The 15,090-nt window shown below is 64.6% G+C and carries 15 protein-coding genes and 1 pseudogene; 14 read left to right on the top strand and 2 right to left on the bottom strand.

The genetic code is table 11. The features are described from left to right. Window positions 1-5 precede the first annotated feature (5 nt). The 8 genes from M3I54_RS05375 to cysM all read left to right on the top strand — a co-directional run bounded on the left by M3I54_RS05375 (window position 6) and on the right by cysM (window position 7,319). Window positions 6-329 carry an integration host factor subunit beta gene (locus M3I54_RS05375; RefSeq protein ID WP_027817382.1) on the top strand — a complete coding sequence of 108 codons (324 nt, stop codon included), beginning with the start codon at window positions 6-8 and terminating at the stop codon, window positions 327-329. A gap of 295 nt (window positions 330-624) precedes the next feature. After that, on the top strand, window positions 625-918 hold the full coding sequence (locus M3I54_RS05370; RefSeq protein WP_028208175.1) for a lipopolysaccharide assembly protein LapA domain-containing protein: 294 nt from the start codon (window positions 625-627) through the stop codon (window positions 916-918). Between the two features lie 64 nt (window positions 919-982). Then, a complete protein-coding gene (lapB, locus tag M3I54_RS05365) occupies window positions 983-2,158 on the top strand; it encodes a lipopolysaccharide assembly protein LapB (RefSeq protein ID WP_254333678.1) in 1,176 nt (391 codons plus the stop codon). 113 nt (window positions 2,159-2,271) lie between these two features. Continuing rightward, window positions 2,272-3,669, top strand: coding sequence for a UDP-glucose/GDP-mannose dehydrogenase family protein (locus tag M3I54_RS05360; protein ID WP_254333677.1), 1,398 nt, complete (start codon window positions 2,272-2,274; stop codon window positions 3,667-3,669). Then, window positions 3,641-4,645, top strand: a complete 1,005-nt coding sequence (rfaE1, locus tag M3I54_RS05355; protein ID WP_254333676.1) for a D-glycero-beta-D-manno-heptose-7-phosphate kinase — start codon at window positions 3,641-3,643, stop codon at window positions 4,643-4,645. Before M3I54_RS05360 ends, rfaE1 begins: the two co-directional genes overlap by 29 nt. A gap of 105 nt (window positions 4,646-4,750) precedes the next feature. Continuing rightward, window positions 4,751-5,743, top strand: a complete 993-nt coding sequence (gene rfaD, locus M3I54_RS05350; protein ID WP_254333675.1) for an ADP-glyceromanno-heptose 6-epimerase — start codon at window positions 4,751-4,753, stop codon at window positions 5,741-5,743. A gap of 73 nt (window positions 5,744-5,816) precedes the next feature. After that, on the top strand, window positions 5,817-6,167 hold the full coding sequence (locus tag M3I54_RS05345; protein WP_254333674.1) for a helix-hairpin-helix domain-containing protein: 351 nt from the start codon (window positions 5,817-5,819) through the stop codon (window positions 6,165-6,167). A gap of 249 nt (window positions 6,168-6,416) precedes the next feature. Further along, window positions 6,417-7,319 (top strand): cysteine synthase CysM, encoded by a 903-nt coding sequence (cysM, locus tag M3I54_RS05340; protein WP_254333672.1) that lies wholly within the window; start codon window positions 6,417-6,419, stop codon window positions 7,317-7,319. Between the two features lie 68 nt (window positions 7,320-7,387). On the opposite strand, the gene mltB is transcribed toward cysM, so the two are convergent. Further along, complete coding sequence (mltB, locus tag M3I54_RS05335) at window positions 7,388-8,710, bottom strand: lytic murein transglycosylase B (protein ID WP_254333670.1); 1,323 nt, start codon at window positions 8,708-8,710, stop codon at window positions 7,388-7,390. Between the two features lie 214 nt (window positions 8,711-8,924). Between mltB and M3I54_RS05330 the strand changes: the two genes are divergently transcribed. Both M3I54_RS05330 and M3I54_RS05325 read left to right on the top strand, forming a co-directional pair. Next, window positions 8,925-9,851 carry a histone deacetylase family protein gene (locus M3I54_RS05330; RefSeq protein WP_254333669.1) on the top strand — a complete coding sequence of 309 codons (927 nt, stop codon included), beginning with the start codon at window positions 8,925-8,927 and terminating at the stop codon, window positions 9,849-9,851. Window positions 9,852-9,915: 64 nt separating this feature from the next. Continuing rightward, window positions 9,916-10,710 carry an enoyl-CoA hydratase gene (locus M3I54_RS05325; RefSeq protein WP_254333668.1) on the top strand — a complete coding sequence of 265 codons (795 nt, stop codon included), beginning with the start codon at window positions 9,916-9,918 and terminating at the stop codon, window positions 10,708-10,710. A 13-nt stretch (window positions 10,711-10,723) separates the two neighbouring features. Here the strand turns inward: M3I54_RS05325 and M3I54_RS05320 are convergent, their stop codons facing one another. After that, window positions 10,724-11,614: an alpha/beta hydrolase gene (locus tag M3I54_RS05320; RefSeq protein ID WP_254333667.1), complete on the bottom strand. Its 891-nt coding sequence runs from the start codon at window positions 11,612-11,614 to the stop codon at window positions 10,724-10,726. A gap of 290 nt (window positions 11,615-11,904) precedes the next feature. On the opposite strand from M3I54_RS05320, the gene M3I54_RS05315 reads away from it, so the two are divergent. From M3I54_RS05315 to M3I54_RS05300, 4 genes and pseudogenes are all read left to right on the top strand, one after another. Beyond that, window positions 11,905-12,939, top strand: a complete 1,035-nt coding sequence (locus M3I54_RS05315; protein ID WP_254333666.1) for a methionine ABC transporter ATP-binding protein — start codon at window positions 11,905-11,907, stop codon at window positions 12,937-12,939. Then, window positions 12,929-13,582, top strand: coding sequence for a methionine ABC transporter permease (locus M3I54_RS05310; RefSeq protein WP_254333665.1), 654 nt, complete (start codon window positions 12,929-12,931; stop codon window positions 13,580-13,582). The genes M3I54_RS05315 and M3I54_RS05310 overlap by 11 nt, the downstream gene beginning before the upstream one ends. A 55-nt stretch (window positions 13,583-13,637) precedes the next feature. Beyond that, window positions 13,638-14,435 carry a MetQ/NlpA family ABC transporter substrate-binding protein gene (locus M3I54_RS05305; protein ID WP_254333663.1) on the top strand — a complete coding sequence of 266 codons (798 nt, stop codon included), beginning with the start codon at window positions 13,638-13,640 and terminating at the stop codon, window positions 14,433-14,435. Between the two features lie 211 nt (window positions 14,436-14,646). Next, window positions 14,647-15,090 (top strand): annotated as a pseudogene (locus M3I54_RS05300) (electron transfer flavoprotein subunit beta/FixA family protein); the annotation flags it as partial.

The raw sequence follows: 15,090 nt of genomic DNA, 5'->3' as shown, positions 1-15,090 counted from the left end.
GAAGTATGACCAAATCTGAATTGGTCGCGCAGCTGGCTACGCGATTTCCGCAACTTGTTCTCAAGGACGCGGATTTCGCGGTCAAGACGATGCTCGATGCGATGTCCGAGGCACTTGCCAAGGGCCATCGCATCGAAATTCGTGGCTTTGGCAGCTTCGGCCTGAATCGTCGGCCGTCGCGCGTCGGTCGCAATCCCAAGTCGGGTGAAAAGGTGCTGGTGCCTGAGAAGTTCGTGCCGCACTTCAAGCCGGGCAAGGAACTGCGTGAGCGCGTGGACCGTAATTCGGGCGAGCCGCTGAAGGCGGACGAGCCGGACGACGACCTGTAAGCGTTGGATCGTTTTCGATCGGGCGATTGCGGTTGTCGGCGGTCAATGCCAGATGGCCAGAATGCATGGACCGGTAAAGAGCGCTGGGGTGAACAACCCCGGCGCTTTTTTTTCGTCTGCGCCTTTTCGACGCTGTTTGCGCGGGCGCCCCGATTTGATCTGGCGCTGCGCTCGCGCACACGTGTCGGCCCGCGAGCCGTTCAATTACAATACGGGACACTTCGGCGCGGCTTGTGCTGCGGCGCAGCATGTCCGCCACGCCGGCGCCTTTCTCAACTGCCAAGAGAATCCTTCAATGAGATTGATCGCCTGGGTGATCCGTGTGCTGGTGTTCGTACTGTTGCTCGTACTCGCGCTCGCCAACACGCAAACCGCGACGCTGAACTTTCTGGCCGGATATTCGTGGCAGGCCCCGCTGATCCTGATCGGCCTCGCGTTTTTTGTCGTGGGGCTGCTGGCGGGGCTGCTTTCCGCGCTGCCCGGCGTGTTCCGGCTGCGCATGGAAAACGGGCGCCTCAAACGCGATTTGCGTGTGGCGCGTGAAACGCCCACGCCGAGCGTCGAGCCGCCGCTGCCGCCGCTCATCTGATTTGTATTGCCGTGCCGCGCGCCTGAACGCGTGCGGCTGATTTCCCGCTCATACCATCGCTCGCATGGATCTCGATTTTTGGTGGCTCCTCGTCATTCCCGTGGCTTTCGCGCTCGGCTGGATGGCGTCGCGCTACGACCTGAAGGCACTGCTTTCCGAAAGCGCCAACCTGCCGCGCTCGTATTTTCGCGGCCTGAATTTTCTGCTCAACGAGCAGCCGGACAAGGCCATCGACGCGTTCATCGAGGTCGCCAAGCTCGACCCCGAAACCGTCGAGTTGCACTTCGCGCTCGGCAATCTGTTTCGCCGCCGCGGCGAGACCGACCGCGCGATCCGCGTCCATCAGAATCTGCTGTCGCGTTCCGACCTGCCCGTGAACGAGCGCGACCACGCGCTTTATGAACTCGGCCAGGATTTTCTGAAGGCCGGCATGCTCGACCGCGCCGAGGAAACCTTCGGCAAGCTCAAGTCGGGCGACTTCGCGCTCGGCGCACAGCGCGCGCTGCTCGCGATCTACGAGATCGAGAAGGACTGGAACCGCTGCATCGACACCGCACGTCATCTCGAAGCGATGGGCGCGGCGTCGCTCGACCTCGAGATCGCACAGTTCCATTGCGAACTCGCGCAGGAAGCGCTCCAGCAGAAGAAGCCCGACGAAGCGCGCCGTCAACTGGCGCTCGCGCTCAAGGCCAACTCGCAGAACGTGCGCGCGACGATCCTCGCGGGCGACGTCGATGCTGCAAGCGGCGATTGCGAGACTGCGCTAGGCCACTGGCGCGAAGTCGAGGCGCAAAACTCCGCTTATCTGCCGCTCGTTGCCGAAAAGGTCATGAAGGCCTACGAGACGCTTGGCCGTGCCGAAGAGGGCGCACAATTGCTCACGACCTGGGTCGACGCGTATCCGTCGAACGATCTGCTCGACGTCGCCTACAAGTATGTTGCCGCGCTGCGCGGCGCCGATGCGGCGCACGCACTCGCCCGTACGCAGATGCAGAAGTCGCCGAACCTCGCCGGCATGGCGCGCCTGCTCGAAGCGCAGCAGGCCACGGCCGAAGAGCCTCGCCGCAGCGAGCTCGAGCTGATGCGCAAGCTGCTCCAGCAGCGCACCAAGAACCTGCCTCGCTACACCTGCCAGAACTGCGGCTTCCGGGCGCGCCTCTTCTACTGGCAGTGTCCGGGCTGCAGCGGCTGGGAAACCTATGCGCCGCGCCGTGTCGAGCCGGTTCCCGCGTCGAGCTGAGCGTATGGGCGCGCGCGCCCAGCCGGGCACCTAGCCGGCCGCGCCTCGCCGGCCGCGCCTAGCCGGCCGCGCCCACAGTCATTCCAACATCTGCATCTGTCACCGGAGCGCCTATGAAGATCACCATTGTCGGTACCGGCTATGTCGGCCTCGTCACCGGTGCGTGTCTCGCCGAAATCGGCCACGACGTGTTTTGCCTCGATGTCGATCCGCGCAAGATCGATATCCTGAACGGCGGCGGCGTCCCGATTCACGAGCCGGGCCTGCTCGAACTCATCGCGCGCAACCGGGCGGCCGGGCGCATTACCTTTTCTACCGACATCGCGGCGAGCGTCGAGCACGGCGAAGTGCAGTTCATCGCCGTGGGCACGCCGCCTGACGAAGACGGCTCGGCCGATCTTCAATACGTGCTCGAGGCGGCGCGCAGCATCGGCCGCCACATGAACGGCTTCAAGGTGGTCGTCGACAAATCGACGGTGCCGGTCGGCACGGCACAGCGCGTACACGGCGTGCTGGCCGAAGAGTTGGCGAAGCGCGGCCTCGCGCATAGCGTGGATCACCGCTACTCGGTCGTCTCGAACCCCGAGTTCCTGAAAGAGGGCGCGGCCGTGGACGATTTCATGCGCCCGGACCGCATCATCATCGGCCTCGACGAGGACGAGAACGGCACCGCCGCGCGCGAGAAGATGAAGCGTCTCTACGCGCCGTTCAACCGCAATCACGAACGCACGATCTACATGGACGTGCGCTCCGCCGAATTCACGAAGTACGCGGCCAACGCCATGCTCGCCACGCGCATCTCGTTCATGAACGAGATGGCGAATCTCGCCGACCGCGTGGGCGCCGACATCGAGTCTGTGCGCCGCGGCATCGGCTCCGATCCGCGCATCGGCTATCACTTCCTCTATGCGGGCTGCGGCTATGGCGGCTCGTGCTTCCCGAAGGACGTGCAGGCGCTGATCCGCACGGCCGCGGAATCGGGCCAGAACCTGCGCGTGCTCGAAGCCGTCGAGGAGGTCAATCACGGCCAGAAGGAAGTGCTCGTGAAGAAGATCGCGAGAGTCTGCGGCGATGACCTCACCGGCAAGCACTTCGCAGTGTGGGGCCTCGCGTTCAAGCCGAACACCGACGACATGCGCGAAGCGCCGAGCCGCCGCCTGATCGCCGACCTGCTCTCGCGCGGCGCCACCGTGGCGGCGTGGGACCCGGTCGCGGCCGAGGAGGCGCAGCGCGTATTCGCGCTCGATCTCGCGCACGCGCCGGAGCAGCACGCGCGCCTTACGTTCGCGTCGAGCCAGGACGACGCGCTCACGGACGCGGACGCGCTCGTGATCGTCACCGAGTGGACCGCCTTCAAGGCGCCCGATTTCGCGCATTTGAAGAAGGTGCTCAAGGCACCGCGTATCTTTGACGGACGCAACCTCTACGAGCCCGACACCATGGCGGAGCTCGGCATTGACTATCACTCGATTGGGCGGCCTCATGTCAATCTCGCAAACTCCGCAGCCTGAAGCCACGCCTGTCGCAGCGCTTGCCACCGCTATCGCGCCCGAAGTGCGCGTCGTGCCGCGCGAAAAGCTCGCTACCTCGCGCGTGCTGGTGGTGGGCGACGTCATGCTCGACCGCTACTGGTTCGGCGACGTCAACCGCATCTCGCCGGAAGCGCCGGTGCCGGTCGTGCATGTGCAGCGCAAGGAAGACCGCCTGGGTGGCGCCGCGAACGTCGCGCGCAACGCGGCGGCGCTCGGCGCTCATGCGGGCCTCCTGTGCGTGGTGGGACACGACGAACCCGGCGAGCGCATCGTCGAGCTGCTCGACGAAAGCAACGTGAACGCGTATCTCGAGCGCGATCCCTCGTTGCCGACCACCATCAAGCTTCGCGTGCTTTCTCGCCAGCAACAGCTTTTGCGCGTGGACTTCGAAAACACGCCCGCGCACGAGATCCTGCTCGCCGGCCTCGCGCGTTTCGACGCGCTGCTGCCCACGCACGACGTGATTCTGCTCTCCGACTACGCCAAGGGCGGCCTCACGCACGTTACGCAGATGATCGCGAAGGCGCGCGCCGCGGGCAAGGCGGTGCTCGTCGATCCCAAGGGCGATGACTGGGAGCGCTACCGCGGCGCGAGCCTCATCACGCCGAACCGCGCGGAGCTGCGCGAAGTGGTGGGTACCTGGAAGTCCGAGGAGGATCTGCACGCGCGCGTGACGAAGCTGCGCCGCGAATTGCAGTTCGACGCGCTGCTGCTCACGCGCTCGGAAGAGGGTATGACGCTCTTTTCCGACGACGGCGCGGTGCACGCGGCGGCTGACGCGCGTGAAGTGTATGATGTGTCGGGCGCCGGCGACACGGTGATCGCGACCGTCGCGGTCATGCTGGGCGCGGGCTTGCCGCTCGTCGAGGGCGTAGCGCTCGCGAATCGCGCGGCCGGCATCGTGGTCGGCAAGCTCGGTACGGCCACCGTCGACTACGACGAACTCTTTCAATAATGTTGCGTACGCGAGCATGCACCGCTCGCACCCCGGCCGGAATTTCCGGAGCGTTTTTCCGGCGGGGTATCAACCTCGCGTGAACCTCGTCACCGCAGACCTATCATGACCCTCATCGTCACCGGCGCGGCCGGCTTCATCGGCAGCAACATCGTCAAGGCGCTGAACGAACGCGGCGAAGACCGCATCATCGCCGTCGACAATCTCACCCGCGCGGACAAATTCAGGAATCTCGTCGATTGCGAGATCGACGACTACATCGACAAGACCGAGTTCGTCGAGCGCTTCACACGCGGCGATTTCGGTGATGTGCGCGCGGTGTTCCACGAAGGCGCCTGTTCGGACACGATGGAAACCGACGGCCGCTACATGATGGACAACAACTTCCGCTATAGCCGCGCCGTGCTCGACACGTGCCTCGCGCAGCGCGTGCAGTTTCTGTATGCGTCGTCGGCGGCGATCTATGGCGGCTCGACGCGCTTCGTCGAAGAGCGCGACGTGGAAGCGCCGCTCAACGTGTACGGCTATTCGAAGTTCCTGTTCGACCAGGTGATCCGCCGCGTGCTGCCCACTTCGCAAAGCCAGATTGCGGGCTTTCGCTACTTCAACGTGTATGGCCCGCGCGAGACGCACAAGGCGCGCATGGCTTCGGTCGCGTTCCACAACTTCAACCAGTTCCGCGCCGAAGGCCGCGTGAAGCTGTTCGGCGAATACAACGGTTATGCGCCGGGCGAGCAGACGCGCGACTTCGTCTCCGTCGAGGACGTGGTGAAGGTCAACCTGTTCTTCTTCGATCATCCGGAGAAGACGGGCATCTTCAATCTGGGCAGCGGCCGTGCACAGCCGTTCAACGACATTGCCACGACCGTGGTGAACACGCTGCGTGCGATGGATGGCAAGTCCGCGCTCTCGCTCGCGGAGCAGGTCAAGGAAGGGCTGATCGAGTACATCCCGTTCCCCGATGCGCTGCGCGGCAAGTATCAGTGCTTCACGCAAGCGGACCAATCCAAGCTGCGCGCAGCGGGCTACGACGCGCCGTTCCTGACGGTGCAGGAAGGGGTGGATCGTTACGTACGTTGGCTTTCTGGCCAGGTGTAACGCGAAGCCCTGACTTCATAAACTGGATTCTCCTCGCCGGCGATGGTCGCTGGCGTTTTCAGGGAGATCCAGCATGTTCCGAAAAGTCCTTGCGGCGGCCGCGCTTCTGGCCGTATTCAGCCACGCCTTCGCGGCCGTGGACGTCAACACCGCCAACGAAGACGCGCTTCGCGGCATCAAGGGCGTTGGGCCCGCGCGCGCCAAGGCCATTCTCGACGAGCGCAGCGCGCACGGCCCGTACAAGGATGCCAGTGATCTCGGCAAGCGCGTGAAGGGCATGGGCGGCCATACCGTCGAACGTTTGCAGGCCGAAGGATTGGCGATCGGTCCTGCGCAGCCCCAAGCGGCGCAGGCGAAGGTTGCACAGGCAACGCCCGCGAAGACGGGCGCACCGCAGCCTGCTACGGTGGCGGTCAAGAAGTAGCCGTCCGCTTGCGTTTGCGTTTTACCCCGCGCGTCGCGCTTCACCGTCGCGGGGCGCAGTCTCCTTCAGGTGTCGCTCAGGTGATGTCGACCCGCGACGTTGACCCGCGGCTCGGGCCGCGGGCTTTTTGCCGCGCGTGGAGGTTGGGTCGCCAGACTGCGTCCATACCAGCGTTATGGATCCCCTGCGGTCGCTGCCCGCGTGGTTTAGAATCGACAGATCACGTCATCGCGCCTCACCGCCATTTCCATGCCCTACAAGACCATTGAAGACACGATCGGCAATACACCGCTCGTGCAGCTCGTTCGCCTGCCGGACGACGACATCCGCGCCCGCAACAACGTCGTGCTAGCCAAGCTGGAAGGCAACAACCCGGCTGGGTCGGTGAAGGACCGTCCAGCGCTCTCGATGATCCGTAAAGCCGAAGAGCGCGGCCGCATCAAGCCGGGCGACACGCTCATCGAAGCGACCAGCGGCAATACGGGCATCGCGCTCGCCATGACGGCGGCTATCCGCGGCTACAAGATGGTGCTCATCATGCCGGAAGACCTCTCGGTCGAGCGTCGCCAGAGCATGGCAGCTTACGGTGCGGAAATCATGCTCACGCCGGTCAAGGGCGGCATGGAATATGCGCGCGACCTCGCCGAGCAAATGCAGCGCGACGGCAAGGGCATCATCCTCGACCAGTTCGCCAATCCCGACAATCCGCTTGCGCACTACGAGACCACCGGACCGGAAATCTGGCGCGACACCGAAGGGCGTATCACGCATTTCGTTTCGTCGATGGGCACGACCGGCACGATCATGGGCACGTCCCAGTTCCTGAAAGAAAAGAATCAGGCGATCGAGATCGTCGGCGCGCAGCCGGAAGAAGGCTCGCGCATTCCGGGCATTCGCAAGTGGCCTGAAGCGTATTTGCCGAAGATTTTCGACCGCAGTCGCGTGGATCGCGTGGAGAACGTGAGCCAGGCTGCCGCTGAGAACATGGCGCGCCGTCTTGCCTCGGTCGAAGGCATTTTCGCGGGTATCTCGTCGGGCGGCGCATGCGAGGTGGCGATGCGTCTTGCGCGCCAGCTCGAGAACGCGACGATCGTGTTCATCGTCTGCGATCGTGGCGACCGGTATCTCTCTACGGGTGTGTTTCCCGCTTGATTGAAGCGTGGGCGCAAAAAAACGGCCTTCGGTGTTTCCGAAGGCCGTTTTGATTTGTACCACTGAAATTAGTCTTGCTGTCCGGGTGGCGTCGTGCCCGTACCGTTCGGGGCGCTGTTCATCCCATTGCCGTTGCCATTGCCGTTGCCGCCATTGCCGCCATTGCCGCCATTGCCGCCATTTCCGTTCGCCGGGCCCACACCCACGCCCGGCTGCGTCGCCAGCATCTGCGCCTTCACGCGCATGCCCAACTGATACACCGCGAGCGCGTAGAAGAAGCTGCGGTTATAGCGCGTCAGCACATAAAAGTTCTTGAGGCCGAGCTTGTACTCGGTGCCGCGGCCAGGCGAGGGCAGGTCGATCACCGTGACAGGCGTGCCTGCCTCGGCGGCGAGGTCGACGTCCGGCTGGTCGAGCACGAGGCCCGAACGCAGCAACTGGCTCAGCGGCCAGCGCGGTTCTGGCTTGCCGTCGGCAGCGGCCTGTGCGATGCCGAGGCTGCCCGCATCGGTGGCGATATTCCAGACCACGGGCCGCCCCGATTCCCAGCCGTTCTGGCGCAGATAGTTCGCTACGCTGCCGATCGCGTCGGCCGTGCTCGCGCGCAGGTCGATGTGGTTGTTGCCCTCGTAGTCCACCGCGTACTGCACGATGCTGCTTGGCAGGAACTGCGGAATGCCGATCGCGCCCGTGTACGAGCCGAGCACCGACGACGGATCGATCTGCGCATCGCGCGTCCACACGAGGTAATCCTCGAGATTCTTCCGGAACGTTGCCATGCGCTCGGCGCGGTTCGGCGTGTTCGGATAATCGAAGGCGAGCGTGGTGAGCGCGTCGAGCACGCGGAAGTTGCCCATGTAGCGGCCGTAGATCGTCTCCACGCCGATGATGCCGACGATCACTTCGGGCGGCACGCCAAACTCTTCCGACGCGCGCTGCAGCGTGGCCTGGTTTGCGCGCCAGAAGCGCACGCCCGCATTGATGCGCACTGGGTCGAGGAAGCGTGCCTGATATGCGCGCCAGTTCTTGACGCCCGGAACGGGCGAGGGCGTGACGAGCTTCACCGCCGTCGCCGAATAATTCGCGCTCGCGAAAAGCGCATGCAGTGCGGTGGGATCGAAGTCGTAGCGCGCCACCATGTCGTTGATGAAGCCGTCGACGTCCGGATTGTTCGCGTAGCGCTGCGGGACGATCTCCTCTTCGAACGTCTGGCCCTGCGTCGGCGTCTGCGGCTGTGCCTGCGCGAGCGTGAGCGGCGTCTGTCGCGATTTCGGCGCGGCAGTTTGCGCGCGCGCCGCGCCGGTGCACAACGACGCCGCGACGCAAAGCGCGAGTGCGAGGGTCGTGCGACGTGGGCGGCTGGAGGCGGACAGAGCGGTCTTGAGCGTCATGAGAGAGAGGGGGAGAGCGGTCCAGGAAGAACCCGGGCAGTATAACCGAGCGCCTTATGGGAATTGGGCCGTTGCGCGCCGCCGTGGCGCATGAGCACCAGGTCGCTGTGGTAACGTGGTGTCTGTTCGCGCGCCAACCGGCGCGCCGCCAGACAAAAGACAGACGGAGACCCGCGGCCGCGCGCATGCGCGAAGCCCGCGGCCAGTGCGACTCATGACGACCGGTTTCTTCTCTCACCCCGATTTTCTGCTGCACGAGATGGGCGAATGGCATCCTGAATGCCCCGCGCGTCTGCAGGCCATCGAAGACCAGCTGATCGCGAGCCGCATCGACGCGCTGATCGAGCGCGACGAATCAGCGCCGCTTGCGACCGAGGCGGACCTCCTGCGCGTGCATACCCAGGCGCACATCGACTTCATCCGCGACACGGCGCCCACGGAAGGCTACGCGAGCATCGACCCCGACACGCTGATGAATCCGCACACCTGGCAGGCGGCGCTGCGTGCGGCAGGCGCGGCGATCGCGGCCACCGACGCGGTGCTCGCGGGGCGCTACGAGAACGCATTCTGCAGCGTGCGCCCGCCCGGCCATCACGCGGAGCCCGCGCGCGCGATGGGCTTTTGTTTCTTCAACAACATCGCGATCGCGGCGCGCCATGCGCTCGAAGTCCATGGCCTCCAACGCGTGGCGATCGTCGATTTCGACGTGCATCACGGCAATGGTACCGAGGCGGCGTTCGCGGGCGACTCGCGCGTGCTGATGTGCAGCTTCTTTCAGCATCCGTTCTATCCGTACACGGGGGCCGAGAATCCGGCGCCGAACATGGTCAATCTGCCGATTGCGGCGCGCACGAAGGGCATGGAAGTGCGCGAGGCCATCGACATCATGTGGCTGCCGCGGCTGCACGAGTTCAAGCCGGAGATGGTGTTCGTCTCGGCGGGCTTCGACGCGCATCGCGAAGACGACCTCGGCAACATGGGGCTCGTGGAGGACGACTTCGCGTGGATCACGGAACAGATTCGCGAGATCGCGGGCCGCTATGCGAACGGGCGCATCGTGAGCAGCCTCGAAGGCGGCTATAACCTCTCGGCGCTTGGCCGCAGCGTGGTGGCGCATCTGCGCGTGCTGGCGGATATCTAGACGGTCTGCGCGGCCCTGAGCGCGGACCCACATCGCACACATTCGAACGAAGGAGACACGCATCGTGAGCGCCATTCCCTCCTCATCGCCATCGCTGGTCGAAGTCACGCGCGACGCGTATGGCGTGCCCGGCGTCGTGCGCCTCACGCTGAACCGCCCGGATGCGTTCAACGCGCTTTCCGAAGCGCTCATCGATGCATTGCAGGGCGAACTCGCGGCGCTAGCGAAATCCGACGCGCGCGTGGTCGTGATCGCAGCGGCGGGGCGCGCGTTCTGCGCGGGCCACGATCTCAGGGAAATGCGCGCGGCGCCCTCGCATGAGTACTACGCGAAACTGTTCGAGCGCTGCTCGAAGATGATGCTTGCCATTCAAAAGATGCCGCAGCCCGACATCGCGCGCGTGCAGGGCGTGGCGACGGCGGCGGGCTGCCAGCTCGTCGCGATGTGCGACCTGGCGGTGGCGGCGGACTCGGCGCGCTTTGCGGTGTCGGGCATCAATCTCGGGCTCTTTTGCTCGACGCCCGCTGTGCCGCTCTCACGCAACGTCTCCCGCAAGGCGGCATTCGAGATGCTGATGACGGGCGAATTCATCGATGCGGGAAAGGCGTTGCGCGAAGGCCTCGTGAACCGCGTGGTTCCCGCCGACGAACTCGACGCCGCCGTGACCGCGCTGGCCGCGAGCATCTGCGCGAAGCCGCGCGAGGCGGTCGCGGCGGGCAAGGGGCTCTTCTACGGGCAGCTCGAAATGGGCATCGAAGCCGCGTATCAACTGGCCGGGCAGACCATGGCCTGCAACATGATGACCGACCCCGCGCTCGACGGCGTGCAGGCGTTCATCGAGAAACGCGGCGCGAAGTAACGCGCCAGGCCGCTCAGCAGTGCCGGTCGATCCAATCGATCAGCGCGCCAATCACGCGCTCTCGATCGAGGTCGTTGAGCGTTTCGTGGTAGCTGCCTTCATAGAGCGTGAGCGTGCGATCGGGCGATCCCACGTGCGCGCCGAATGCGCGGCTGCCTTCGGGTTCGGTGAGCTTGTCCTCGGTGCCATGCCAGATCAGCACGGGTAGCCGCAGGTGCGCGCGTCCCGCCTCGATGCGCTTCATCGCTTCCAGCAATTGCGCTCCCGTGCGGGCGGGAATCGCGCCGTGATGCACGAGCGGATCGGCGCGATTGGCTTCGACCACTTTACGCTCGCGCGCGAGCAGCGCCGCGTCGACCTTCATGGCCGGAAAGGTCGGCCAGATCGCGCTGATCACACGGCTCGCGGCGATTTTCCACGCGGGTACGTCGCGGCCCGGCGCGAGCGCCGCGCTCGAGAGCAGCAGGCCCGCGAGCCGCACGCGCGATTGCGGCAGGCGCTCGACGGCATAAAGCGCGGCGATTGCTCCGCCCATGCTGTGTCCCATCAGGAAGAGCGGTGCGCTGTGTGTCGCGCATTGCGCGCTCGCATGGGCGAGAAGCGCCTCGGCGTCGTCGAGATATTCGTCGAAGTGCGCGATCCAGGTGCGGCGGCCAGGTGCATGCCCGTGACCGCGCAGATCGATTGCGTAGACATCGATGCCCACGGCGTTCAGCTGCGCGGCGAGGGCCGCATAGCGGCCCGCGTGTTCCGCCAGGCCATGAAGCAGCGCGATGGCCGCGCGCGGCGGCGCGCTCGCGCGCCAGACGTAGAGCGGCAGTTCCACGCCGTCACGCGTAGGCAGCGTCGATTGCGCGGTCGGTTCGTCGGCTTGCGCCGTGGCGATGTTCTGACTGGTCTCCATCTCGCTCCCTGTTTGGGCGTTTCGTGGCGGTTCGTTTTCGGTATCAGTCTGTCGGCAGCAGTGTAGCGGCCGCGCGGGCGGCCACGCGCTGCCAGAACCCTCTAATGCAATCCAGTTATGAAATTATCGAAATTGATTATTAAAAGGAATTTTGCGTGCCAGGGTAAAATGGCGAGCTAAATCCAGTCCATCAAACGGCGGCTGTCTGCCGGCGCGACGCGTTTTCCGCTACCCGAAAGGGGCGGCCTGCGCGAGCGGCGCGCGGCACACCCGCCGTTTTGCTTTTTTCCATGATCGAAATTCGAAACGTGTCCCAGCGCTTCGCCGGCCCACAAGGCTGGATCGAGGCGCTGCACAACGTCAATCTGACGATTCCGCCGGGCGAAGTGTTCGGCATCATTGGGCGCAGCGGCGCAGGCAAGAGCACGCTCGTGCGCACCCTCAACCTGCTCACGCGGCCCACCGAAGGCGACATCGTCGTCAACGGGCGCACGCTCACGTCGCTCTCGTCGGCCGACCTGCGCGAAGCGCGCCGCGAGATCGGCATGATTTTTCAGCACTTCAACCTGCTGTCGTCGCGCACGGTGTTCGACAACGTCGCGCTGCCGCTCGAACTCGCCGGCGTGAAGCGCGCCGAGATCGAAGCGACGGTGCTGCCGCTGCTCGAACTCGTCGGCCTCACCGCGCAGAAAGACCGCTATCCCTCGCAGATCAGCGGCGGCCAGAAGCAGCGCGTGGGGATTGCGCGCGCGCTCGCGAGCAAGCCGAAGGTGCTGCTTTCGGATGAGGCGACCTCGGCGCTCGACCCCGAAACCACGCGCGCGATTCTCGACCTGCTGCGCAAGATCAATCGCGAACTGAACCTGACCATCGTGATGATCACGCACCAGATGGAAGTGATCAAACAGGTCTGCGACCGCGTGGCCGTGCTCGATGCGGGCCGCGTGGTGGAAAGCGGCCCCGTGATCGACGTGTTCCTGCAACCGCACCACGAAGTCACGCGCGCGCTGCTCGGCGATGTGATCGCCCAGGAGCTGCCGCCCGCGCTCAAGGCGCGCGTGGCCGAGCATCTCGCGAAGGGTAGCGGCCACTTGCTGCGCCTCGCGTTCAAGGGCACGGGCGTCGACCAGCCGGTTCTTTCGGAAACGATTCGCCGCTTCGAACTCGATTTCAATATCCTGCACGGCCAGATCGACGAGATCCAGGGGCAGGCGTTCGGCTCGCTCGCGGTGCTCGCGGGCGGCGATCCGCTGAAGGTGGCGCAGGCCATGGCGTGGCTGCGCGAGCAAGGTGTCGTGGTGGAGGAACTGTCCCATGTGGAGTGAAATGTTCGACATGTTCGTCCAGTCGTTCCGGGAGACGCTCGTCATGGTGGGTATCTCGGGACTCGTCGGCGCGGCCGTCGGCCTGCCACTCGGCGTGCTGCTCTATCTCACCGACCGCAACGGCGTGCTGCAGAACATCGCCGCGAATCGCGTGATGGGCGTGATCGTCAATGCCGTGCGTTCCACGCCGTTCATCATCCTGCTCGTCGCGGTGATTCCGTTCACGCGCCTCGTGGTCGGCTCGTCGATCGGCACGGCGGCCGCCGTCGTGCCGCTCACCATTGCCGCTGCGCCGTTTATCGCGCGACTCGTGGAGACGGCGCTGCGCGAAGTCGATCGCGGCCTGATCGAAGCCGCCCAGGCCATGGGCGCGAGCACGAGCCAGATCGTCTTCAAGGTGCTGCTGCCCGAGTCGCTGCCTGGCGTGGTGGCGGGGCTCACCATCACGTTCATCTCGCTCGTCGGCTATTCGGCGATGGCTGGCGCGATCGGCGGGGGCGGTCTTGGCGACCTTGGCATCCGCTACGGCTATCAGCGCTTCGAACCCGAAGTCATGCTGATCGTGGTCGTGATCCTGATCGTGTTCGTGCAGCTCGTGCAGTCGTTCGGCGACTGGCTCGTGCGGCGCCTGAGCCATAAATAAGCCTTAAAACAGGCAGTTTTTCGATCAACACCACTACACAAGACAAAGGTTGGGTATGCAACGTCGTTTCATGATCCGGCTCGTGGCGGCGCTTGGCGCGGCTTCGCTCGTCGCACCGCTTGCTGCGCACGCGGACGAAACCATCAAGGTGGGCGTGACGGGCGGCCCGCACGAGCAGGTGATGGAAATCGTGAAGAGCGTGGCCGCGAAGAACGGCCTGAACATCAAGATCATCGAGTTCTCCGACTACGTGCAGCCGAATGCGGCGCTCGCGGGCGGCGACCTCGACGCCAACAGCTACCAGCATGCGCCGTATCTCGACGCGCAGGTGAAGGATCGCGGCTACAAGCTCATCAAGATCGCGGACACGGTCACGTTCCCGATGGGCATCTACTCGAAGAAGATCAAATCGCTCTCCGAACTGAAGCCGGGCGCTCGCATCGCCGTGCCTAACGATCCAACGAATGGCGGCCGTGCATTGCTGCTGCTGCAGAGCCAGGGTCTCATCAAGTTGCGCGCCGACGCAGGTTTGAAGGCGACGCCGCTCGACATCGTGGAAAACCCCAGGAAGCTGAAAATCGTCGAGCTCGACGCGGCGCAGATTCCGCGTTCGCTCGACGACGTGGACGCCGCGGCGATCAATACGAACTTCGCCATGCAAGCGGGCCTGAAGCCGAAACAGGACGCGATCGCAATCGAAGACCCGAAGGGGCCGTACGTGAATATCCTTGCTATCCGCGAGGCCGACCGCAACAAGCCCTGGGTGGCGAAGCTGGTCGCCGCGTACCACTCGCCGGAAGTGAAGCAGTACATCGAAACGAAGTTTGGCGGGGCGGTCATCACCGCCTGGTAGGCCCCGTCCAGGCCGTGAAATTAGAGATATTTTTCGGCGCCCGGGCTTGATGCCCGGGTTTTTTTCACCGTAAAATCGCACGATCGTTCGCTACTGACGACCGGGGTGCGGCAGCGGTGGTTCGTGAAAATTGCTGGTGGCAGATCGGCCCGACAGGGCTATCGCTATAATGTCCGCCAGGTTGACGTATTCGTAACTTCGGAGCATGTGAATGAAAGTCCTTGTGCCAGTCAAACGCGTAGTCGATTACAACGTGAAGGTTCGTGTGAAGTCGGATGGCACGGGCGTCGACATCGCCAACGTCAAGATGTCGATGAACCCGTTCGATGAAATCGCCGTGGAAGAGGCGGTGCGTCTGAAGGAAGCGGGCGTGGCGACTGAAGTCATCGCGGTGTCGGCGGGCGTTACGCAGGCGCAGGAAACGCTGCGCACGGCGCTGGCCATCGGCGCGGATCGCGCGATCCTCATCGAGTCGAACGAAGACCTGCAGCCGCTGGCCGTCGCCAAGCTCCTGAAGGCGCTGGTCGACAAGGAACAGCCGCAACTGGTCATCCTCGGCAAGCAGGCCATTGACGACGATTCGAACCAGACCGGCCAGATGCTCGCCGCGCTGGCGAACCTGCCGCAAGCCACGTTTGCTTCGAAGGTTGTCGTT

The sequence above is a fragment of the Paraburkholderia sp. CNPSo 3274 genome, assembly GCF_024206475.1.
Taxonomy (GTDB): Bacteria; Pseudomonadota; Gammaproteobacteria; order Burkholderiales; family Burkholderiaceae; genus Paraburkholderia.
Note: the sequence above shows the minus strand (reverse complement) of the source record. Positions and strands in the feature narration are given on the sequence as shown.